Origin of the sequence: Vibrio sp. S234-5, from assembly GCF_000960595.1 — a bacterium.
Lineage (GTDB): Bacteria > Pseudomonadota > Gammaproteobacteria > Enterobacterales > Vibrionaceae > Vibrio.
The window spans coordinates 1-20343 of sequence record NZ_JZAM01000312.1 but is presented as its reverse complement, the minus strand read 5'-3'; the positions used below and the strand labels follow the sequence as shown (position 1 = coordinate 20343).

Sequence of the window (20343 nt, the reverse complement as noted above, 5' to 3'; positions counted from 1 at the left end):
AGACCGTCAAATAGCAGTAATAGATCAAAACTGTCGATCGCGGTCAAGATGGTGTCGTGGTTTTTATGAAAAACTGATCGCCAGATCACACTATTTAAATTCTGGAATTAGCTGCGGAATGACGGTTCTATACCCACCTGAGGAAATGGTTGGAGTGAATAGTTTCTTCAAAACTTGGTTCGCAAAGTACGGACCACAAATTAGGAAGCACAGTTACTCGTCGATAATCTTATCTAAAATCTCTTTCTTATACCCTATAATCCGTGCTTCACTCTCCAACTTATCAACTGCGTCGCGTAGATATTGGCTATGTGCGGGAAACCGTTCCATGAGTTCAGTATGCGCCATAATCTGATTGTGAATCTCAATGATCTTGAAATTTAGTTTTTCTGAATATTCTTGTTCTTCAATAAAAAGCGTCGATTCATGGTGGTCACACTCTTCGCTATCAGCTTCTTCAACAACTTTTTCACCTCCAACCGCAACATATCTGGGGTTGTTAACTCTTGCACCACATAGGCGAACGACTTTGCCTTCTGCTTCTAAAATTTCGAGAATGCGATACGATTGATTTCTAAATCGCTCTACCTCGTCTTCAGTGCAATAGTATTCATCCAAAAATGGTTTGAGAATATCTTGATAATCATACAAGCAAAAATATTCTTCATGTCCCAAATACTTAAGACTTTGTATACCAACTTTAAACAACTGCAATGTCCCTACTCGCATTTTGCCATACCTAGCATTCTTTTGATTGGGTATAATATATTATACCCACTTTATTCAGTCAATCTGTTTTCAGATAGTGTATACATATGGAGTGATGTAAACTTGAGTAAGCAAAAACAAAAAAAAGAAATAAAAAATGAATAACTTAGCAAGAGAGATCTCAAAGAACATTGCAGAAAGAAGAAAAATGTGCGGTTTATCAAGTACCGAAGCAAGCTTAAAAGCTGGTTTTAGTAGAAGCTACGTGAGTAAAGTTGAAAAAGACGGTGTTAGGATTACAGTAGAAAAGTTGTACCAACTTGCGAGAGTTCTCGATTGCAACGTTGGTGATTTATTGCCACAAGATAGAAAAGACTTACTAGAGGATGCTTAAGAATTAAGCCGTTCACGAATAACCACACTGCGCATACAGTGTGGATTTTCTATCCGCAGATAATTAACGGCTTAAATGCTAAAGAGAACCATCCCAGAGTTCTCAGATAAAAGGGATACCGATGCGCAATCAACCCCATAATACTCAAACGAGAAATCTCTTGAAGCACAGCTTTCACCAACAATCAAAACAGTTATTATCTTTCACTAGTTTGGTGGGTTATTTAGTTTGAGGCTGATTTTCCAAGGCCCTTCATCAACACATCAAACATCAATCCCGCGAATCCTTTCGCAACAGCCTCATTTGACAGAAGTTTCATCGCCATTTCGTTGTGTACGTCCATACTCTCGATAATGGCATTGTTGATCGATTCTGGGAATTGACCGAGCATCGCTTGTTCTTTCGTATTGCTGCGGATCTGATCCATCACCACTTCATTTTCCGAGATCTTGCCTGCAATGGTATTGGCATAATTGAGCATATCATTCTCAGACAAACCATCTTCGATAAACAAATCGTTCATTCTTTGGATGATCTCGTTCAGTAGTTCAGTTTTAGGATCTTTTGGGGCAGCTCCAGAGCCTTCCTTTGCGGCTGGTAGATAAGGTTTTGGTTCTTCACCAATTTTCACGCCGAGCTGTAAATCTGCTTCACGCTGCTCGTGCAAGCGGTAGTGCGTCATTACCACATCGGATAAATCAATTTCATCCTCAACCACATCAAGGCGAAGCAATGGGTAAAGATGTTTGGCGTAAATACTCAATTTTTCCAGATCATAATCATCAAAATTGACGATCTGAGACGTAAACTCGTAGAAGCGATAGAAAGAGATTAAATCTTTCTTGAACACTTCCAGAATATCTCGTGCTTCTTTGGCGTGTTTGACGCTGTTTTCGGCAAACTTGATTTTCTTGTCGTTCTGCTCAATTTTCGCTTTTGACAGTTCCGCTTGTGCGGATTGAAGCACTTGTGTCGCTTCTTTATAGCGAACAGAGAAACGATCAACGGCAGGTTTGCACACATTGGCTAATTTAGCTTGGCTCGCTTGTTTGTTGTTATAAGCCTCAACAAATGCCTCAACCTCTCGCCACTGGTAAATGCCAACCTTATCCAACTTCTTCATCAGCTCATAAACGATGTTTGGATCGGATACACCAGCCAGCTCTGCGGTTTGGAAGTAAACCTTAAACTCTGCCAAAATTTCTTCAGGATCATTCACAAAATCGAGCACAAAGGTTTTGTTCTTGCCTTTGTAGGTACGGTTTAGCCTTGAAAGGGTCTGTATACACTCAACGCCTTTTAATGGTTTATCGACATACATCGCTACTAATTTCGGTTGGTCGAAACCAGTCTGGAATTTATTCGCAACCAACATCACCTGATAATCTGTGGTATCAAATGCTTTACGCATATCACGACCACGCAGATTCGGGTTCATATTGGTTTCCGTGAATGGCTGATCGGGTAAGTCAGGATCATTCACTTCGCCCGAAAACGCCACCATTGCATTGACGTTGGTATAGCCTTTTTCTTGCACGTATTTTTCAAAGGCCAGTTTGTATCGTACGGCTTCTAGTCGGCTACTGGTGACAACCATCGCTTTTGCTTCACCACCCAACAGATGTTTCACTTTCTCGTTAAAGTGCTCAATGATGGTTTCCACTTTTTGAGCAATGTTATACGGGTGCAAGCGAACCCATTTCGCCATTTTCGAAGCGGCTTTTTTACTGTCCACCTCGTGATCTAAATCTGGGTTGTTGTGCGCTAATTGGTAAGCAACTCGGTAACTGGTGTAGTTTTGCAGAACATCCAGAATAAACCCTTCTTCAATTGCTTGGCGCATTGAATAAACGTGGAAAGGTTGTGGCTTGTTGGTGTCGCTTGCTGGTTCATCAATGTTTGGTCTGCGACCAAAAAGCTCTAGTGTTTTCGCCTTGGGCGTAGCGGTAAAAGCAAAGTAGCTGAGTTTGTTTGAACCTTTACGGGCTTCCAGTGATAAACGCAGCATATCTTCACTGTCTAACTCTTCATCACCGTCTAATTGCTCCGCCATGAGCACTTCGCGCAATTTGCGAGCGGTTGTCCCTGTTTGGCTAGAATGGGCTTCATCTGCTATCACGGCATAGCTTCGACCTGCAAGGGTTGAGTCTTTGCGGATCGCTTCCAAAACGTGAGGGAAGGTTTGAATGGTGACGATAATGATTGAGGTGCTTGCTTTTAGCTCTCCTGCCAGTTGGCTGGATTTGGAGCCTTGCGCCTCTTCTCGGTTAACACGCGCAATCATACCTTCGTTATGATCAAACTGATAAATCGTGTCCTGTAGCTGGCTATCCAGTACCGTTCGGTCAGTGATGACAATAACAGAATCAAAAACCTTATCCCCAGCTTGTTTGTTAAGCTCAGGATGATCGGTGTAGTAATGCTTAGAAGCCAATTGGTGAGACAGCCACGCAATCGAGTTTGATTTGCCTGAACCCGCACTATGCTGGATAAGGTATTTATGCCCTGTGCCTTCACTATCCACCGTTTTAAGCAGTTTTGAGACGACCGCCCACTGGTGATAACGCGGGAAAATCATCGTTTCTTTTTGCGTGATTGAACCGTCTAGGTTTTCAACGTCTTTCACTTCAAGGTGAATGTAGCGGCCAAGGATCAGTAGCAGGTTATCTTTTTGGAAAATCTCGTTCCAAAGGTAAGACGTTGCGTAACCACCATCTTCAGGAACATCATTACCTTTACCACCTTCACTGGTGCCTTGGTCAAACGGTAGGAAAAAGGTTTTCTTGCCATCTAAGCGCGTAGTCATCGCGACATTGTATTGGCTCACGGCAAAGTGAACCAATGCACCACGTTTAAAGGTTAATAACGGCTCGGGTTTACGCGTTTTTGGGTCTTTTGGCTGCCTGTCCTTCATGTACTGGACTTTGGCGTTATCAATCGACTGCTTAAACTCGGATTTCAGCTCACAAGTAGCAACAGGGATACCATTGACGAACAAGGTTAAATCTAAGCGCCCATCATAGCCATTGGGTGAGTAAACCAGCTCGGGCACGACTCGCAGAATATTTTGTTCATAACGGGCGGTTGCCGCTTCGTTTAAGTCGTGATCAGGCTTGAAACTACAAAGGTCAAACTTCGCTCCACGATTACTGAGTTTGTTGCGCAGCACCCACAGCGTGCCTTCATTTTTTAGCTCTTGTTCTAATGATTTGAGCAGAGCGTCAGCCGTTGCATTGGGGTTGCGCTCTGTTTCAGGAAAATGCTGCGCTAGTTTATCCCACTGCTCAGGCTGTGTAGCTTTGACAAAGGCAATCACATCTTCAGGGTAAAGTGCCAACGCTTTGTTGTATTTGTTCGACTCGCCCAGTAACCAACCGTGAGACTGCATTTGCTCAAGGATGTCGTTTTGAAACTGAAACTCTTTTAATGCTTTTTCTTGGTTCATTTATCCGCCCTGATTGTTGAGTCGCTGCTTGGCGTTGGCAATCGAGTGTTGTAACTTTTGCTCTAGTAATTCAACGTCTATCAGGCGGGTCAAATATTCAGCCACGTGAATATCGCTGCCTTCCATCTCGAGTAACTCAATTTGTTCTTGTTTTTTACTGGAGCATAATATTATGCCTAGCGGCGGGTTCTCACCTTCTTCGGTTTCGTATTTTTTTAACCAGCTAAGGTAAAGCTCCATCTGGCTTTTGTGGCTGTGTTTGAATTTTTCTAGCTTTAAATCTATCGCCACCAAGCGCTTTAATTTGCGGTTGTAAAACAGTAGGTCGATGTAAAAATCATCGTTATCAATTTGAATGCGTTTTTGTCTGGCAACAAACGTAAAGCCCGCGCCTAATTCTAATAAAAACTGCTCAATGTCTCTTAGAATGGCATCTTCTAAGTCCTTTTCTAGATAGCGATCATTCAGTTCTAGAAAATCCAATATATAGGGATCTTTTAACAGCAAGTTTTTATTGTATTGACCAGAGACTCTCAGCTCAGTTAGCTCGGCGACGATGGTTTCGTCGGGCTTTTTAGAAATGGCAGTGCGCTCAAAAAGCAATGCGCCAATGCGCTCATCAAGGGTACGGGTTGACCAACGCTCTTGCATGGCCATGCTGGTGTAAAAATCCCGCTTGAGCGGGTCGTCAATGGCGCAAAGGATAACAAAATGGCTCCAACTCAATTGTGCAGACAGCGTCTGCACAATGTGAGCATCTGTAAAAACCTCCGCAAATTTAACCATTTGCGCAAGGTTACGTTTACTCCACCCTTTACCATATTGAGCCGTTAACTCAGAGGCTAAGGTGGCGATCACTTGTTTGCCATAATCAGCCCGTTCACCGCCTAACACCTCTTGACGAATTCGGTTGCCGACCTGCCAATAGAGCAAGGTGATTTCATTATTAATGGCAGCGGCGGCACGCTGCTTGGCGCTGCGGATCAGCGCGGCCACCTCTTGGCTTAAGGGGTGCAGGTTATTTAGGTTACTCATCCTTGCACTCCTTGTGGCTGCCCCTGTTCTGCAACAAAGTGACGCACATCAATCTTGCCTGTTACGGCTGCTGAAATAAGGGCGGTTTTGCGCTCTTTCATAAGATCTATTGAACGTTCAGCATTGGAAATCAGTCTTTTGAAATGCACTCTTTGCTTATTGATATATAAGCATATTTCCACTTGCTCACTTAAAGGCGGGGATGCAATAGGAGTATTTTGTAAGATTGGCACACTAATATTCTGTTGAGCACTACCCCAACCTTGAAGCTCAAAATAAGCTTTGCCAATATGAGAATTTAGATAAGAAGCTAAGAAATATGGCTGATTACTCTTATTTGGAGTAGCAACTAGATTTGTAAAACAGTGGCATCTATCTAAGTGCTTTGGTACAACTGCACTGACGCCAGGATAGCCCGTTCTTACTGTTACAACATCATTCTTGAAAAGGTATTTTGAACTATTGGAAACTGCAAATTCTTCTTTTAAAAAGAGATACTCACCCGAAAGTTCAGAATTTTCTTTGATGTTTGTAGACCTTATCAATGGAACACCACTATCCGCATATGCGTGAGTTGCAGCTTCGGCGATACCGACAATAATTCTATTTGTACAAAATTTATAACGTCCAACCGTCCAATGCTCAGGTACTTCACCTAACCATTCCACACCAGAATCTTTCATTGGTGCATCAGGGTTAAGCCCTTTGGTGACGGCGTGAGAAATCACCGCTTGGCGTTTTTCTTTTAACAGCTCAATCAGCTTTTCTTGCTTGGCGATTAAGGTGTCGATCTTGGCGGTTTCGTGATCGAGGAAGTTAGCGATTTTTTGTTGCTCAGAGCAGCTCGGATACGGATATACAACCTCATTAAATGCTTCTGTAGGTAGACGCCAACGACCTAAATGTGCACTACCTTGACCAAGAGGAAAGAAGATTTTTTGCTTATAGCACATTTGCAATAAATACAAATAGTACCGAGCATTGAAACGTTTAGAACTTTTTAGAGTAAAAACCCTGTAATCAGGACTTGTCACACCATCGAAACGAGATATATCAACATACCCAGTTAATAAATCCATATGGTTCATAGCGAAATCGCCTTCAAAAACCAATTGGTATTTGGAATAGTCCATTGAAAGCTGCCCATCACCGCTCTCAATATCTTTAACAATAATTCCTTTTTGCGTTATTGAAAGAACATCGAAACCTAGCCGACCTGCAATTCTCTTTTTGATATCAAAAATGTATTTAAGACGCTTAACTTCCCAATGATTCGGAACTTCGCCAATCCAATCAGTTCCTGAACTAATATAATTTGAGTACTGTTTATAACGACCTGTCATTATGAATGCACCTCTTGAAGTAGCTGCATAATTTCAGCCGATACTGCATCTAAGTCAGCATCAATTTCTTCTAATGCTCTCGGTGGCTCATACACATAGAAATGGCGGTTAAATGGGATTTCATAGCCGACAATCCCCACTTCACCATCTTTAGGGTCGGTCTTGCTTTCATCAATCCATGCATTCGGCACGTGCGGCAACACTTCACGAGCAAAGTAATCGTCAACCGTTTCAGTTAGTGGCACGTTTTCGTTATCACGCAGATCTGGGTTGGCTTCAATCTGGCCTTTTGTTTTACAGACGTCCGCTTCGTCATCGTGCTCGCCTAGGTGTTTGACGATAAGTTTTAGTTGAACTGCGCTGAGCTTAACTTCTGCTAGTTTGGTTTTGAGTTGTTTGAGGAATTTATCGCGCGATAAGTATTTCTCTTGTTCAAAAGAAGCAAGCGCATCCAGAATGGCTTGTTGGGTAATGTTATCGATTTTTGCCCAAGCGTTATCGGCTTGCAGGGCTTCAAGGCGCAGTTCGTCTTTCGGATAAATGGCCAGTTGCAGCGGGCGCTCAACGGTAATGCGACGATAGCCAAACGCTTTATAGTCAAAGATTTTACTAAAGTCGTTTTCTACAAACTGACCATAGGTTTGCACAATTTTATCAATCGCTTCAGGTGTCAGTTCTTTGCGTTTGCTACCCAGTGATTTACGCATTGCTGCATAGAATACATTTTCATCATCACCTTCTACTTCACCACCACCACTGCGACCACGACCGCCAGTTTTGGCACGCTCTTTTGATGCATTGATAAGCTGAACCTTGCCTTTGCGATGAGCAGGTTTATGGCTAGATAGCACCCAAATATAAGTGGCAATACCTGTGTTGTAGAACATATCGGTAGGCAGCGCCACAATGGCTTCTAGCAGGTCATTTTCCAGAATGTAGCGTCTAATTTCGCTTTCACCGCTGCCCGCACCGCCTGTAAAGAGTGGCGAGCCATTCAAGATAATACCAATACGTGAACCGCCCTCACTGACGGGGCGCATTTTGCTGATCAGGTGTAGCAAAAACAGCAATGAACCGTCAGACACGCGTGGCAAGCCTGCGCCAAATCGACCTTCAAAGCCTTTTTGCGTGTGCTCATCATTGATTTGTTTTTGTATTTTCTTCCAATCAACCCCAAACGGAGGGTTTGACAGCATATAGTCAAACTTGTCGTTGCGCAGTTGGTCGTTCGATAAGGTATTACCCAGTTTGATGTTATCGACCTTCTGCCCCTTGATCAGCATATCCGCTTTACAGATAGCGTAGGACTCAGGGTTTAGCTCTTGACCAAAGGCAGACAGGGACGCTTTTTCGTTTAGCTCCAGCACGTATTCCATACCAGACGATAAAAAGCCGCCCGTGCCTGCGGTTGGGTCATAAATGGAGCGCACTAAACCCGATTGGGTCAGCGCATCATCATCTTCAGTGAAGACCAAAGAGGTAGTTAAGCGCACGATATCTCTTGGGGTAAAGTGTTCCCCTGCGGTTTCATTGGAGCTTTCAGCAAAACGGCGAATAAGCTCTTCAAACACTAGCCCCATACCATAGTTGCTGATGGTATTCGGGTGAAGGTCGGTGGTCGCAAAACGTTTTGCTACCTTGTAAAGCAGATCGGCCTCTTCCAGTTTGTCGATGGTATTGAAAAAATCGAAGTGCTCGAAAATCTCACGCGCATTTGGGCTGAACGATTGAATGTAACTCTCTAGGTTACTTGCTACGCCTGTTTCACCAAGGCGGTTTAAATCCATTTTTGAGGTGTTGTAAAAGCTTAATTTCGCTGCGTGGGTGAGCAGTTTATCTTGCGCCTCAATCGGCATTGCTTTTACTGTTTCGTATTTTGCCAGTACCTCTGGCTTGGTGGCTTCTAGCACACACTCTAAGCGTCTTAGCAGTGTGAAAGGAAGGATAATGCGTCCGTATTGAGATTGCTTGAAGTCACCACGCAGTAGGTCAGCCACCGACCATAAAAACGCTGCTGTTGAAGAGAAATTGTTGTTAGTCATTATAATCAGCACATAAGTCTTAAAAATTGCGTTGATTATATCGAAAGAGCCTTAGTTAGTCTGTGATTTAATTGAGGTTTAAGTAGATACAATCCCACGTTTGCCTAGCCAAAGCTACACTGCATGCAGTGTAGCCTATCTATTAAGATTGCTTCGCTACTGCCCCTGATTACTGCCTGAAGCTTATGATCATAAGCCTTACAATGAGGTTTCTACGATATCGATAAACTTCTACCAGTAATGTAAAGATCATCTTCGATGATTGATTTTCTTTTCATAAAGAAAAAGGTTGGCTTTAAGTAAGAGGAGATAGAGGTTTGGACAACGAATCGCTAGTAGATTAGTTCGCAGATACTGCTGAGCTATGCTGTTTTATTGACAAACAAATACTCGGACAACGACATGCAGGGAATGTGTATTCTCGACCACTGATAATAACGCAAGGATAACTGCGTTTAAAAATCATTGGGTTTCTTTAGGTTACATTAAGCTTCACGCTTACTTGACTAGTTACTTGACTAAAAATAGAAGAAACGAAAAAGGGCGTAGCAAGTACTAACCTGCTACGCCCCGAAATAAATGGCACGCCCTGTAGGATTCGAACCTACGACCACATCCTTAGAAGGGACGTGCTCTATCCAGCTGAGCTAAGGGCGCGCTATAGGGACAGGATTATACGAGTTCATTTCGGTAAATCAACGGCTTTTCTAGACATTCTGTTCTAAGTGGCGAAAAAAAGTCCGCCAATCAAAGCGCTTGCTTAAAAACGCCACAAGGCAAACGTTTGCGTATAGATATTTATTTAACAATTTGCGACAATGCGCAGCGAATTTTTGCCATTTGATTTCTTAAGGAAAGTCATGACTGCTCAAAATATTGATGGAACTCTTATATCTCAAACTGTTCGATCGGAAGTGGCCGCGCGGGTGAAAGCGCGTGTTGAGGCAGGTTTACGCGCTCCCGGGCTGGCTGTGGTACTGGTCGGCGAGGATCCGGCGTCTCAAGTTTATGTCGGTAGTAAGCGCCGTGCGTGTGAAGAAGTCGGTTTTGTTTCCAAGTCTTTTGATCTTCCGGCTTCAACTTCTGAAAAAGCATTGTTGGAGCTGATTGACGAGCTCAATAACGATGCGCAGATTGATGGCATTCTGGTTCAGTTGCCTTTGCCTGCCGGCATTGACACGACGCAGGTTTTAGAGCGCATCCTCCCAGAAAAAGATGTCGATGGTTTCCACCCTTATAATGTAGGTCGCTTGGCGCAGCGCATTCCAAAACTGCGCTCTTGTACGCCCAAAGGCATTATGACCTTGATTGAACGCTACAACATTCCCACTCATGGCAAGCATGCCGTGATCGTCGGCGCGTCGAACATCGTTGGCCGTCCAATGACCCTTGAGCTGCTATTAGCTGGCTGCACCACCACCACATGTCACCGCTTTACGAAAGATCTGGAAGGTCATGTACGCCAAGCGGATCTGCTGGTAGTTGCGGTCGGTAAACCCAACTTCATCCCTGGCGAATGGATCAAAGAAGGCGCCGTGGTCATTGATGTCGGTATCAACCGCCTAGAATCAGGCAAGCTGGTTGGCGATATCGACTACAATAAAGCGCGCGAAAAAGCCAGTTTCATCACGCCAGTGCCGGGTGGAGTCGGCCCAATGACGGTAGCAAGCCTGATTGAGAACACCATGCTGGCCTGCGAGCAGTACCACACCAAGTAATCCTCCCCCGGCCTACTTGAATTGGTGGGCGACTTGACCTTGAAACTGGTGTAAACAGGTGGCTTTTGATAGACTCAGCCGCCTGTTTTTGTCTTACCTTCGAGGTCTTCATGACTTATCAGTGTCCTTTGTGCCACCTTGCCCTGCAACAAACGGATCGCACTTTTCATTGCGCTAACCGCCACCATTTTGACTTGGCGAAAGAAGGCTATGTCAATTTGATGCCCGCGCACCATAAGCGCTCAAAAGATCCTGGTGATAACAAAGAGATGATGCAGGCGCGGCGCCGTTTTCTTGAAGGTGGACATTATGATCCAATGCGGCAAAAAGTAGCCCAGCTGTGCCAAACATTCTTGCAAGGCAGTGCTCATCGTCTGCTCGATATTGGCTGCGGTGAAGGCTATTACACTGACCAAGTGGCACGCAGTTTAAGCGCGCAATACGCCGAAGCCACAACACATGGTTTAGATATCTCGAAAGTGGCAATTCGCTTTGCGGCCAAGCGCTACCCGTCCAGCCATTTCTGTGTCGCATCCAGCCACCGTCTCCCCTTTGCTGACCACGCTTTCGATGGCATTCTACGCATCTATGCTCCATGCAAAGCGGAAGAACTGGCTCGCTGTGTGGCAGACCATGGCGTGGTGATCACCGTGACTCCAGCAGCGCGACATTTGGTGCAATTCAAAGAAAAAATCTACTCCGACGTTAAGCTGCACGATGAAGAGCCAGAGCAGATAGAAGGCTTTGTCTTGCAACAGCAAGAAAAGCTTAACTACATGATGACACTTTCCGGCGCAGATGCATTTGACCTGTTACAAATGACCCCATTTGCATGGCGTGCCAGCGACGAGTTTCGCAAAGCGCTCAAATCGGCTCATCATTTTGATTGCGAAGCCGATTTTATGCTGCGGGTTTATCGCAAACTCAGCCAGTAGAGAATTAATAGAGAATCATTCTCATTATTATTGAATCTTCATGCGGCCTCCATTAGACTCAGCAACGATGTAAATGGAGGCAGTATAATGCGAACGTCTTTTTCTCTTCTTCTCGCCGCAATGATGTTAGGTGGATGTGCCACATCCCCTTCCACCAGCAGCTTGAACCACTTTTACGACTATCAGCTCAATTCCCCGCAAGGGCAATCGCTGTCACTGCAAAAACTGCCGAGCGAATTATTAACCGCCGACGTCATTTTGATTGGCGAGTGGCACACTCACCCCGGCGTTCACCGCTTCCAAACTGACCTTCTTCATACCCTGAGTTCACAGCACAGCGTGGCACTTTCAATGGAGCAATTCACGCGCGATAAGCAACCCGTGCTCAATCAGTATCTGGCGGGTGAGATCGGCGAGCAGCCGCTCATGAGCGAAGGCAATGCGTGGCCAAACTACGAAAGCGATTACCGGCCACTGGTTGAGTTAGCGAAGCGCCAAGGGTTGGACGTGATTGCCGCGAACGCACCGAAAGCGATCGTGCGCTGCATCGGCCGTCAGGGAATCGGCTACCTAGACAAGCTCGATGAGACAGAACGTCACTATTTGGCGGCAGAGATCAACACCGCCGATAGCCTTTATAAAGACAAATTTATGGCCTCAATGCACCACGGTCAGCCAGAACAAACCGAGAGACAATACGCCGCTCAAATCACTTGGGATGAAACCATGGCCGAATCGATTGTCAACTATCGCAAGGCTCATCCACAAACACAAATCGTCCATATCGCGGGTAAATTCCACACCGAAGGGGGCCTTGGCACGGCAAACTCTATCCTTCGCCGCGCACCTGAGCTTAAGGTCGTGGTGATTACACCTGTCGCTTCACTCAGTGAAAAAAATGGCAGCGATTATCAGCTTCAAGTGCTTGAGCCACCTGTGCGCTACGTGCAGCAAAGCAATCGCATGAAAGCGTATCAAGCGCTGAAAAACCGCAACGATGAGTTGGTGTGTAAGTAACCCTTTCACGCTTTTCCAAGAAAATGGGCCTGTTTCTTGCTGTACTTTTTTGCTTAAGTAACGAGCGGCAACGGGTTTTTTTACAAAATTTTTTCCACTTACCGCCGATAGACTATTAAGGGTTCAGATAGGAGAGCATGATGAATCCAGTCGGTTCCAATCCAGTTTCGGCCTACTCGGCCACCCAGCGGCAAGCAGCAACGCCCAGCGCAATCTCAGATGCTGCGCCTGCCCCATTGCAGCTGGAGCAAAATAAAGTGACTCTTTCCTCTGAAGGAAAAGCCCTGCTGTCTGCTTTGCAGCAGATAGATAAAGAGAGCAAAAAAGTAGCCGCAGAAAACAAAACCGTCGGAGATAAAGTCGAAGCATTCACTTACGGCGCGCTGGGAATGAATCACCCTGACGAGATCCAGAAAGAAGCCGATAGCTCCTACTCTGCTGGCCAGTATCTTTCAGCGGCCGCCACCGTCGGCGGGATGTTACTGATTCTAGTTTGATCCACTTCTGACCTGCATAGAGTTAACCAGCCAGCGCTCTCTAAGTTGGCTTGTGCATTTTTATCGCATTCAATCTTCTAACTTACCGTTTTCCCTTAACTTTTCACTTTTGTGAAGTTTTTATTTATGCAACAAAAGCGTCATAAATACATGATGTAATTGCGCCGCTTTTATAAATAAGGGATAGACAATGAAGCACCTGATTAAACCTGTTGTTGCCGTAGTCGCAACTTCTACGCTCTCTTTCAATGTACTTTCGGCAGAAATTAAAAACGTCATTCTGATGATTGGTGACGGTATGGGCCCACAGCAAGTTGGCCTACTGGAAACTTACGCGAACAACGCGCCGCACTCGATCTACAAAGGCAAAACAACCGCACTCTACCAACTGGCAAAAGAGGGTGTTATCGGTTCTTCACTGACTCATCCAGAAGACGCTATTGTGGTCGATTCTGCGTGTTCAGCGACCATGCTGGCAACGGGCATCATGACGGGATCTGAAGTGATCGGTATCGACTCGCAAGGCAACACAGTGGAAACCGTGGTGGAAAAAGCCAAGCGCCTTGGCAAAGCCACGGGCATCATCTCCGATACGCGCTTAACTCATGCAACGCCAGCCGCATTTGCTGCTCACCAACCGCATCGCTCACTTGAAAATGAAATCGCCTCGGATATGCTCTCGGCTAATGTCGATGTCATGCTGTCAGGCGGTCTGCGTCACTGGATCCCAAAATCAGCCAACGATAAAGGCGAAACCTACCAACAGCTACAAACGCTGACACACGGTGATGTCCCTCTAAAATCAAAGCGTAAAGACGACCGTAACCTGCTCACAGAAGCGCAGCAAGCGGGCTACTCACTGGCGTTTAACAAAACCATGCTGGAAAAAGCGCAAGGCGATAAACTGCTCGGCCTTTTCGCCAACTCAGGCATGTATGACGGCATTACCTATAGCCAAACGAAGAATGACCCAGATCGTAAAGAGCCCACCCTCAAAGAGATGACCGATAAAGCGTTAGAGATCCTGTCAAAAGACAAAGACGGCTTCTTCTTGATGGTCGAAGGCGGCCAGATCGACTGGGCGGGTCACAGTAACGATGCAGGCTCAATGCTGCATGAAATGATTAAGTTCGACGAAACCGTTAACGCGGTTTACCAGTGGGCCAAAGATCGTGATGACACGCTGATCATCGTCACTGCCGACCACGAAACAGGCTCATTTGGCTTTAGTTACTCAGGTTACAACTTGCCGAAACCGGAAAAACGTTCAGGAAAAGCGTTTGAAAAACGCGAATACGCGCCCAATTTCAACTTCGGTGCGTATGAGATCCTAGATGGTTTGTACAACCAAAAAACCAGCTACTACGGCATGCTGAGCGAGTTTGAAAAACTGGACAAAAACCAGCAAACGGCGGCGAAACTGGCGGAAATTGTAAACAAAAATAGCGATTTCTCCATCACGGCAGGCCAAGCTGAAACGGTATTGAAGAACAAACCTAACCCATACCGCTTGGCTAACCACAGCTACTTAGCGGAAGAGAGCATCCCAACGATTAATGACTTTGACGCATTCTACCCTTACAACGACCGTACCAACGTATTGGCACGTGCGCAGGCGACCAAACAGAATATCGTTTGGGGTACGGGCACGCACACTCATACGCCAGTCAACGTGTTTGCTTGGGGCCCAGCAGAAACCATTCTGCCCGTTTCTCGCATCATGCATCACTCCGAGCTGGGTGAGTTCATCAAGCAACAGGTCAAGTAATGCCCTGCCGATGAGCATCTGCTCGTCAGCGAACATGCGGCAAAAAGCAATAAAGCGCCATCACGGCGCTTTATTTTTTTATCGGCTTTACCAAGAAAGACTAGAACGTGACATCGTCAACAATGTGATCTTCCCAATCTTTCACTTCGATTTCGTACACCACTTTATTGCGAATGCTCTGCCCTGCGGCATGCATCGCCGCTTTTGAACCCGTGATCAACGGGTGCCAACTTGGCAGAGGTTTGTTCTCCGCTAACAGTCGATACGCACAAGTGCTCGGCAGCCAGTGAAACTCCGCGATTTTATCTTGAGTGAGCTTGAGGCAGTTTTCGCCTGATGAAAAACGGTTCGGGTAATCTTTGCAAGCGCAAGTTTGGCTGTTGAGCCAACTGCACGCCACATTGGTATAAAAGACTTCATCAGTCTCGTCATCCATCAACTTGTGTAAACAGCATTTTCCGCAACCATCACACAGCGATTCCCACTCTTGCTCGTTCATCTGCTGCAACGTTTTACTTTGCCAAAATGGTAGGCTCATTGATTCATTACTCACTGTGACTGCGGGAGCCGTTTTATACCTTCGCCACTGGCAAAGTGCAAGCGCAAAAATTGCTCGTTTAGCTCTGCGTTAAAGTCTGCTACTATCGCGCACTTTGATTTTTCTGTGCAAAAAGGTGATCTCTGATGGATTGCAGACTTGGCTGCGGCGCATGCTGTATCGCCCCTAGTATTTCTTCGCCGATCCCAGGTATGCCTAATGGTAAGCCTGCCGGAGTGCGCTGTATTCAGCTCAATGAACAGAACTTGTGTAAGCTGTTTGGCCAAGCGCAGCGGCCCAAAGTGTGCCATGAGTTTAAGCCTTGCCCGATAGTTTGTGGCAGTAGCAATCAGCAAGCACTGCACAGTCTCACTGAACTTGAGCGACTGACGTAATAAACGAAGTCAGTCATCATCCATTTTTTCTATCGCATCACAACTTTACGCTTGTGTCACAATTCGTCACATAATCCACCGACACAATCCGCTATATTGCCTTCATTGCCAAATGGATATGGAACACAATGAACGAGACCTCTTCGACTCCTTCTCGGATCGTACTGGTGGAAGACGATCTTGAACTGGCAGTATTGATCCAAGACTTCCTCAGCCACTACGAATTTTCCGTCACCACCGTTGCCGACGGCATTACGGCGGTGGACGTGATTTTAAGTCAGCAACCCGAATTGGTTATTCTCGACATTATGCTGCCAGGGCAAAGTGGTATGGACGTTTGCCGCGCGGTGCGGGATAAATACCACGGCATGATTTTGATGCAAACGGCCTTGGACGATGATATCGACCAAGTGATGGGGCTGGAACTCGGCGCTGATGACTACGTGGTCAAGCAAGTAAAGCCGCGCTTATTGCTCTCGCGCATCCGCGCACTTTTACGTAGACAAGAGCGTACGGCCACTGCCGACAAGCATGAACTGCACATCGGCCCCTTGTGTATGAATCTTCAATACCGCACCGTTTCGCTTGCGCAGCAACCGATCAAACTGACCACCAGCGAGTTTGAACTGCTCTATCTTTTAGCGCAGCGAGTCGGCACCATCGTCACCCGTGACGATATCGCTCAGCAGATCCGCGGCTTTGAATATGATGGGTTGGATCGCTCGATTGACCGACGCATTTCCCGTTTGCGCCGCACCCTGCACGATGACCCGAATGAGCCCAAATTGATCAAAACCATCCGTGGCAAAGGTTACCAGTTGTGCGCGCCCGGCGAAGGAGAGATGGGATGATCCGCGCTTTCTTTATTCTTTGGATTGCGGTGTTCTTACCAATAGTACTGCTGATCATTCCCACCGATTTCAACCCAGTGCAACAGCTCAGCCGCAATGTGTCGGAAGATTTTTATAAACCCGTGTACGGCACCAATTTTGAGCTCTTGTCCAAGCGTTTACATCAAGCGCCCGAGGAGCAATGGCCAGCCATCATCGACAACTACGCTCGCCATTTCAGTTACCCACTACGTTTGGATGATTTGCAACGTTACCACGAGATGCCCTCCATTTATCACTCTTTGCAGCAAGGCAAACTGACGTTTCAGTACGGCGACCCCATGGCGTTAATTCAGCGGGTCAATGGCAGTGACAAAGTAATCTACTTTGCCATCAATGAGCCGAGCGAAATGAGTATTCTCAATCAAGCCAAAGGCACTTTGTATCTCGCCGGAGAAGATCTGCAACGCTATCCGCGCAGTGAATGGAAAGCCAGTTTAGAGCAACAAAACAGCCAGATTCCACTCGAGCTGAGTTTGCTCACCGACGACGAACTGCCCGAGGCTGCGAGAGAAAAACTGCGCAAAACACCCGATCAAATCATCAGCTACGTGAGCAAAGATGGCCATATTGCCCTGCTCTCCCCTGTTGTGCCTGGGGTTTGGCTGCACGTTGAAGATACCATTACCGCGCAAACTCAAATGAAGCTGACCACCGCCATTGGTGGCTTTTTCTTTCTGTGCATTTCTGCTGCGTTGGTAATGTGGGTCTACCCGCTGTGGCGCGACCTCAAACGTTTGGTAAAAACCGCCAACGAATTTGGTCAAGGTGTGCTCTCCCAGCGTGCCACCACGTCCAAACTCTCCGTAGTCTCACAGTTGGGGGATTCGTTTAATAAAATGGCCGACAACGTAGAAAAGCTGATCGCCGGGCAAAGAGCATTAACCAACGCGGTGGCTCATGACCTGCGTACCCCTTTGTATCGTCTGCGTTTCGCCTTTGAGATGCTGGAAGACGATGAGATAGCCGAGAGCCAAAAAGAGAAATATCGCAAAGTGATCCACTCCAGCATTGAAGACCTCGATCACCTGATCAACCAGACGTTACTACTATCGCGCTATAACCGCATGGCCGACATCAGCCACTTTACTCACTGCCAATTTGCTCAAGATTTAACGGAAGAAGTGGAACATTTCCGCTTGGAATATCCTCATTTGCAAGTTCAAGTCGATATCGCCGCATCATTAATGCAACACGCCTTTTTTATCGACCAAAAAGCACTGCTACGCGCGGTGAAGAATTTACTGAGCAATGCGGCCAGATTCGCGCAAAGCAATATCCATATCTCTCTCAAAGACAATCTGCAATCCTATCAACTGGTGGTGGAAGATGATGGCCAAGGCATTGCGCCCGAGCAAGCCGAGCGCGTGTTTGAGCCGTTTACTCAAATCGATAATCAGGAGCGCAACAGCGAGAAAGGGCATGGCCTCGGGCTGGCGATTGTGCGGCAAATTATCTGTTTGCATCAAGGCAGTGCCCATGTGGTGGCTTCTCCTTTGGGCGGCGCACGCTTTGAGTTGCAGTGGCCAAAAAATCTTTCCGTATTGAAAGAAACCCCTGCGCGCTGAATGTGACCAAAATGGACACACTTAGTCCATAAACTGCTGAGGAATCATTCACCCGGGGAATGCTAACTTGAGTTGACAGACCAATCTGACACTCAGCAAGGAGTTAGCATGAACATCAAAGGACTGGCATTGTGTTTAAGCAGTGCCCTTCTTATTCCGAGTTTACAGGCCAAGCCGATAGATTTTACCCCTGGGCTTAGCGGTGGCATTAGTCTCAACGCAGGTATCAACCAAACCAACTCCCAGTTCAACACCAACGACGACAACGCCATAACCCAAGACTTGAATCGTCAGGGAAAACAAACCGAAACAGCAGTACCGTTTATTCTCGGCCGCTTGCAATACACCTTTGGCAATCAAGCGATTTTCGTTGGTAACAGCGAAGATCAAATTAGTGAAGCGCAATTTCAAGCTGAAGTTGGCTACATCCAGATGCTGGCAAAAGGAACCTACCTCACCGCCGCGCTGTTTGGCAATATGCCGGGCATGGATGAAACGTGGCAAGATCCGTATCTGACTAACCAAGAGCGTCAAACGACGGAGCAGAACATTATGGGCGGCCGATTCGCCTTCAGTACACAGATCCCATTTCCAGTGACGCTCAAGTATGCCTTTGCTCAGAGTGAAATTGATGATGATACGATTGGCATTTCTCAATCGTTAAGCAGCGCTCAACAGAAATCGCTGCGACGCGACAGCACCTATCAGCGTGTCGGGGTTGAGCTTTCCTTTCCTTTGTCACAAACCTTCATCCTCTCACCTGCTTTTTACTACACAGATAAGGGTGCCGATGGCAGTGCACAGAGCTCAGCAGAAATCGCTACGCAGTTAACTGTAATTGCAGTACAAAACCGTCATGAACTGATTGCGACGGTACGCAACAGCGAAGCGGAATACGATGCCGCTAACCCCGTGTTCAATTTATACCAAGACTACAAAGCGTTTAGCGTATTTGCCGTGTACAACTACCACAATCCGTTTGCGCTACAGAATACTCAACTCAACGTAATGGCCGGATATCAACAGCACGAATCGGACATCGATTTCTACGACAGTGAGAACACTTTTATTTCAACGGGCATTAGCTACACCTTCTAGCACCTAAGGACAACAAACATGTTTAAGTCAGCGAAAATTATCCTCATGCTTGGCGTGATGGCACTCGTCTCAGGATGTGATGTCGATGATGTAACCGATGCCGACAAGCTGAGCAAGCCGACCGTCAATGCCGGATCAGATCAGCTGTTAAAACTGCCCCTCAACAGCATTACTCTCTCAGGCTCAGCCAAATCGTATCTCTCGGTTTATGACATTAAGACCACCAGCTGGAGCCAAGTTGCCGGGCCACAGCAACTGGCTCTGCTCAACGCTGATAAGCTTACCGCCACCGCGCTCTACCCAACCACCGCTGGAACGTATATTTTTCAGCTTTACGCCAAAGACACTGGCGGACGGAGCAATACCGATCAAGTGAAAATCATTATTGAGCGCGCCACTCAAGCCAGTGCAATTCGTCGCATGCAAAGCAACACGGTATCAAATGAAATCGCCGCCGTTTCATGGCAGTACGGCGCTCAGAACCAAGGCGTGCTGGTATTCGGGTCGCTCGGAAACGTTGATCTAAGCGAGCTCAAACAACAGCTCAATCTTGCCATCGAGGAACTCAACAGTGCAGCCGAGCTTTCACTTGATTTCTCGCAAAGCACTGGCGGGGATGTGCAAACTGCGCTGCAAATCATTGAGACTCTTTCACAACAAAGTTTGCCAGTTTGTCTACATGATAGGTGCTCTCCGTTGTATGAGGGGTTGGTGCTCGAAAAAGTGGGAGGGATTGAAGACGCATATCTGGAAAACAGTGTGAAAACATGGGTAGAAAAGCTACTTCATTAGCCATTGAAAACCTGCTAATCCATTTTTCTTCTGAATCGAGTAGGAGGAGGCCTCACGGCCTCCGTCCTCTCACACCACCGTACAAGCGTGGGTCGCATACGGCGGTTCCGAATACACTTTTAGTGACTCATACCCATCTCTCAATGAGTAAAGCCCCCTC

Annotated in this window: 17 protein-coding genes, 1 tRNA gene and 1 pseudogene; 11 read left to right on the top strand and 8 right to left on the bottom strand. The window is 46.4% G+C overall.

Annotation, left to right across the window (positions count from 1 at the left end):
* Positions 1-213 precede the first annotated feature (213 nt).
* Positions 214-708 carry a DNA repair protein gene (locus UF06_RS18755; RefSeq protein ID WP_226972872.1) on the bottom strand — a complete coding sequence of 165 codons (495 nt, stop codon included), beginning with the start codon at positions 706-708 and terminating at the stop codon, positions 214-216.
* Between the two features lie 157 nt (positions 709-865).
* On the opposite strand from UF06_RS18755, the gene UF06_RS18750 reads away from it, so the two are divergent.
* Positions 866-1102 carry a helix-turn-helix transcriptional regulator gene (locus tag UF06_RS18750; RefSeq protein WP_031777668.1) on the top strand — a complete coding sequence of 79 codons (237 nt, stop codon included), beginning with the start codon at positions 866-868 and terminating at the stop codon, positions 1100-1102.
* Positions 1103-1325: 223 nt separating this feature from the next.
* Here UF06_RS18750 and UF06_RS18745 read toward each other — a convergent pair whose 3' ends face one another.
* The 5 genes from UF06_RS18745 to UF06_RS18725 all read right to left on the bottom strand — a co-directional run bounded on the left by UF06_RS18745 (position 1326) and on the right by UF06_RS18725 (position 9624).
* Positions 1326-4547: a DEAD/DEAH box helicase family protein gene (locus UF06_RS18745; protein ID WP_045571783.1), complete on the bottom strand. Its 3222-nt coding sequence runs from the start codon at positions 4545-4547 to the stop codon at positions 1326-1328.
* Positions 4548-5582: a PDDEXK nuclease domain-containing protein gene (locus UF06_RS18740; protein WP_045571782.1), complete on the bottom strand. Its 1035-nt coding sequence runs from the start codon at positions 5580-5582 to the stop codon at positions 4548-4550.
* Positions 5579-6925 carry a restriction endonuclease subunit S gene (locus UF06_RS18735; protein WP_045571781.1) on the bottom strand — a complete coding sequence of 449 codons (1347 nt, stop codon included), beginning with the start codon at positions 6923-6925 and terminating at the stop codon, positions 5579-5581. The genes UF06_RS18740 and UF06_RS18735 overlap by 4 nt, the downstream gene beginning before the upstream one ends.
* The gene (locus tag UF06_RS18730; protein ID WP_045571780.1) at positions 6925-8967 is read right to left on the bottom strand and encodes a class I SAM-dependent DNA methyltransferase; all 2043 of its coding nucleotides are present in this window, start codon (positions 8965-8967) and stop codon (positions 6925-6927) included. Before UF06_RS18730 ends, UF06_RS18735 begins: the two co-directional genes overlap by 1 nt.
* 580 nt (positions 8968-9547) lie before the next feature.
* Positions 9548-9624: transfer RNA gene (locus UF06_RS18725), tRNA-Arg, on the bottom strand.
* A 203-nt stretch (positions 9625-9827) separates the two neighbouring features.
* On the opposite strand from UF06_RS18725, the gene folD reads away from it, so the two are divergent.
* The 5 genes from folD to UF06_RS18700 all read left to right on the top strand — a co-directional run bounded on the left by folD (position 9828) and on the right by UF06_RS18700 (position 14902).
* Positions 9828-10685 (top strand): bifunctional methylenetetrahydrofolate dehydrogenase/methenyltetrahydrofolate cyclohydrolase FolD, encoded by an 858-nt coding sequence (gene folD, locus UF06_RS18720; RefSeq protein ID WP_039430037.1) that lies wholly within the window; start codon positions 9828-9830, stop codon positions 10683-10685.
* Positions 10686-10795: 110 nt separating this feature from the next.
* Positions 10796-11620: a 23S rRNA (guanine(745)-N(1))-methyltransferase gene (rlmA, locus tag UF06_RS18715; protein WP_045571779.1), complete on the top strand. Its 825-nt coding sequence runs from the start codon at positions 10796-10798 to the stop codon at positions 11618-11620.
* A gap of 87 nt (positions 11621-11707) precedes the next feature.
* On the top strand, positions 11708-12637 hold the full coding sequence (locus tag UF06_RS18710; protein WP_045571778.1) for a ChaN family lipoprotein: 930 nt from the start codon (positions 11708-11710) through the stop codon (positions 12635-12637).
* A 140-nt stretch (positions 12638-12777) separates the two neighbouring features.
* Complete coding sequence (locus UF06_RS18705) at positions 12778-13134, top strand: hypothetical protein (protein ID WP_045571777.1); 357 nt, start codon at positions 12778-12780, stop codon at positions 13132-13134.
* 190 nt (positions 13135-13324) lie between these two features.
* Positions 13325-14902 carry an alkaline phosphatase gene (locus tag UF06_RS18700; protein ID WP_045571776.1) on the top strand — a complete coding sequence of 526 codons (1578 nt, stop codon included), beginning with the start codon at positions 13325-13327 and terminating at the stop codon, positions 14900-14902.
* A gap of 100 nt (positions 14903-15002) precedes the next feature.
* On the opposite strand, the gene UF06_RS18695 is transcribed toward UF06_RS18700, so the two are convergent.
* Positions 15003-15440, bottom strand: a complete 438-nt coding sequence (locus UF06_RS18695) for a YcgN family cysteine cluster protein (RefSeq protein WP_045571775.1) — start codon at positions 15438-15440, stop codon at positions 15003-15005.
* 146 nt (positions 15441-15586) lie between these two features.
* Here UF06_RS18695 and UF06_RS25030 point away from each other — a divergent pair, with 146 nt between their 5' ends.
* From UF06_RS25030 to UF06_RS18670, 5 genes are all read left to right on the top strand, one after another.
* Entirely contained in the window at positions 15587-15835 is a 249-nt protein-coding gene (locus UF06_RS25030; RefSeq protein WP_082069773.1) for a YkgJ family cysteine cluster protein, read from the top strand.
* Positions 15836-15963: 128 nt separating this feature from the next.
* Positions 15964-16686, top strand: a complete 723-nt coding sequence (locus UF06_RS18685) for a winged helix-turn-helix domain-containing protein (protein WP_045571773.1) — start codon at positions 15964-15966, stop codon at positions 16684-16686.
* On the top strand, positions 16683-18293 hold the full coding sequence (locus UF06_RS18680; RefSeq protein ID WP_045571772.1) for an ATP-binding protein: 1611 nt from the start codon (positions 16683-16685) through the stop codon (positions 18291-18293). Before UF06_RS18685 ends, UF06_RS18680 begins: the two co-directional genes overlap by 4 nt.
* Positions 18294-18401: 108 nt before the next feature.
* Positions 18402-19391 carry a DUF2860 family protein gene (locus UF06_RS18675; RefSeq protein ID WP_045571771.1) on the top strand — a complete coding sequence of 330 codons (990 nt, stop codon included), beginning with the start codon at positions 18402-18404 and terminating at the stop codon, positions 19389-19391.
* Between the two features lie 18 nt (positions 19392-19409).
* Entirely contained in the window at positions 19410-20183 is a 774-nt protein-coding gene (locus tag UF06_RS18670; RefSeq protein WP_052702582.1) for a hypothetical protein, read from the top strand.
* 69 nt (positions 20184-20252) lie between these two features.
* Here UF06_RS18670 and UF06_RS28470 read toward each other — a convergent pair.
* A pseudogene (locus UF06_RS28470) lies at positions 20253-20343 on the bottom strand (RNA-directed DNA polymerase); the annotation flags it as partial.

Excerpts from the sequence above, each read along its gene's own strand:
- UF06_RS18750 (WP_031777668.1), top strand. The coding sequence starts at position 866 with ATGAATAACTTAGCAAGAGAGATCTCAAAGAACATTGCAGAAAGAAGA.
- UF06_RS18745 (WP_045571783.1), bottom strand. The coding sequence starts at position 4,547 with ATGAACCAAGAAAAAGCATTAAAAGAGTTTCAGTTTCAAAACGACATC.
- UF06_RS18740 (WP_045571782.1), bottom strand. The coding sequence starts at position 5,582 with ATGAGTAACCTAAATAACCTGCACCCCTTAAGCCAAGAGGTGGCCGCG.
- UF06_RS18735 (WP_045571781.1), bottom strand. The coding sequence starts at position 6,925 with ATGACAGGTCGTTATAAACAGTACTCAAATTATATTAGTTCAGGAACT.
- UF06_RS18730 (WP_045571780.1), bottom strand. The coding sequence starts at position 8,967 with ATGACTAACAACAATTTCTCTTCAACAGCAGCGTTTTTATGGTCGGTG.
- folD (WP_039430037.1), top strand. The coding sequence starts at position 9,828 with ATGACTGCTCAAAATATTGATGGAACTCTTATATCTCAAACTGTTCGA.
- rlmA (WP_045571779.1), top strand. The coding sequence starts at position 10,796 with ATGACTTATCAGTGTCCTTTGTGCCACCTTGCCCTGCAACAAACGGAT.
- UF06_RS18710 (WP_045571778.1), top strand. The coding sequence starts at position 11,708 with ATGCGAACGTCTTTTTCTCTTCTTCTCGCCGCAATGATGTTAGGTGGA.
- UF06_RS18705 (WP_045571777.1), top strand. The coding sequence starts at position 12,778 with ATGAATCCAGTCGGTTCCAATCCAGTTTCGGCCTACTCGGCCACCCAG.
- UF06_RS18700 (WP_045571776.1), top strand. The coding sequence starts at position 13,325 with ATGAAGCACCTGATTAAACCTGTTGTTGCCGTAGTCGCAACTTCTACG.
- UF06_RS18695 (WP_045571775.1), bottom strand. The coding sequence starts at position 15,440 with ATGAGCCTACCATTTTGGCAAAGTAAAACGTTGCAGCAGATGAACGAG.
- UF06_RS25030 (WP_082069773.1), top strand. The coding sequence starts at position 15,587 with ATGGATTGCAGACTTGGCTGCGGCGCATGCTGTATCGCCCCTAGTATT.
- UF06_RS18685 (WP_045571773.1), top strand. The coding sequence starts at position 15,964 with ATGAACGAGACCTCTTCGACTCCTTCTCGGATCGTACTGGTGGAAGAC.
- UF06_RS18680 (WP_045571772.1), top strand. The coding sequence starts at position 16,683 with ATGATCCGCGCTTTCTTTATTCTTTGGATTGCGGTGTTCTTACCAATA.
- UF06_RS18675 (WP_045571771.1), top strand. The coding sequence starts at position 18,402 with ATGAACATCAAAGGACTGGCATTGTGTTTAAGCAGTGCCCTTCTTATT.
- UF06_RS18670 (WP_052702582.1), top strand. The coding sequence starts at position 19,410 with ATGTTTAAGTCAGCGAAAATTATCCTCATGCTTGGCGTGATGGCACTC.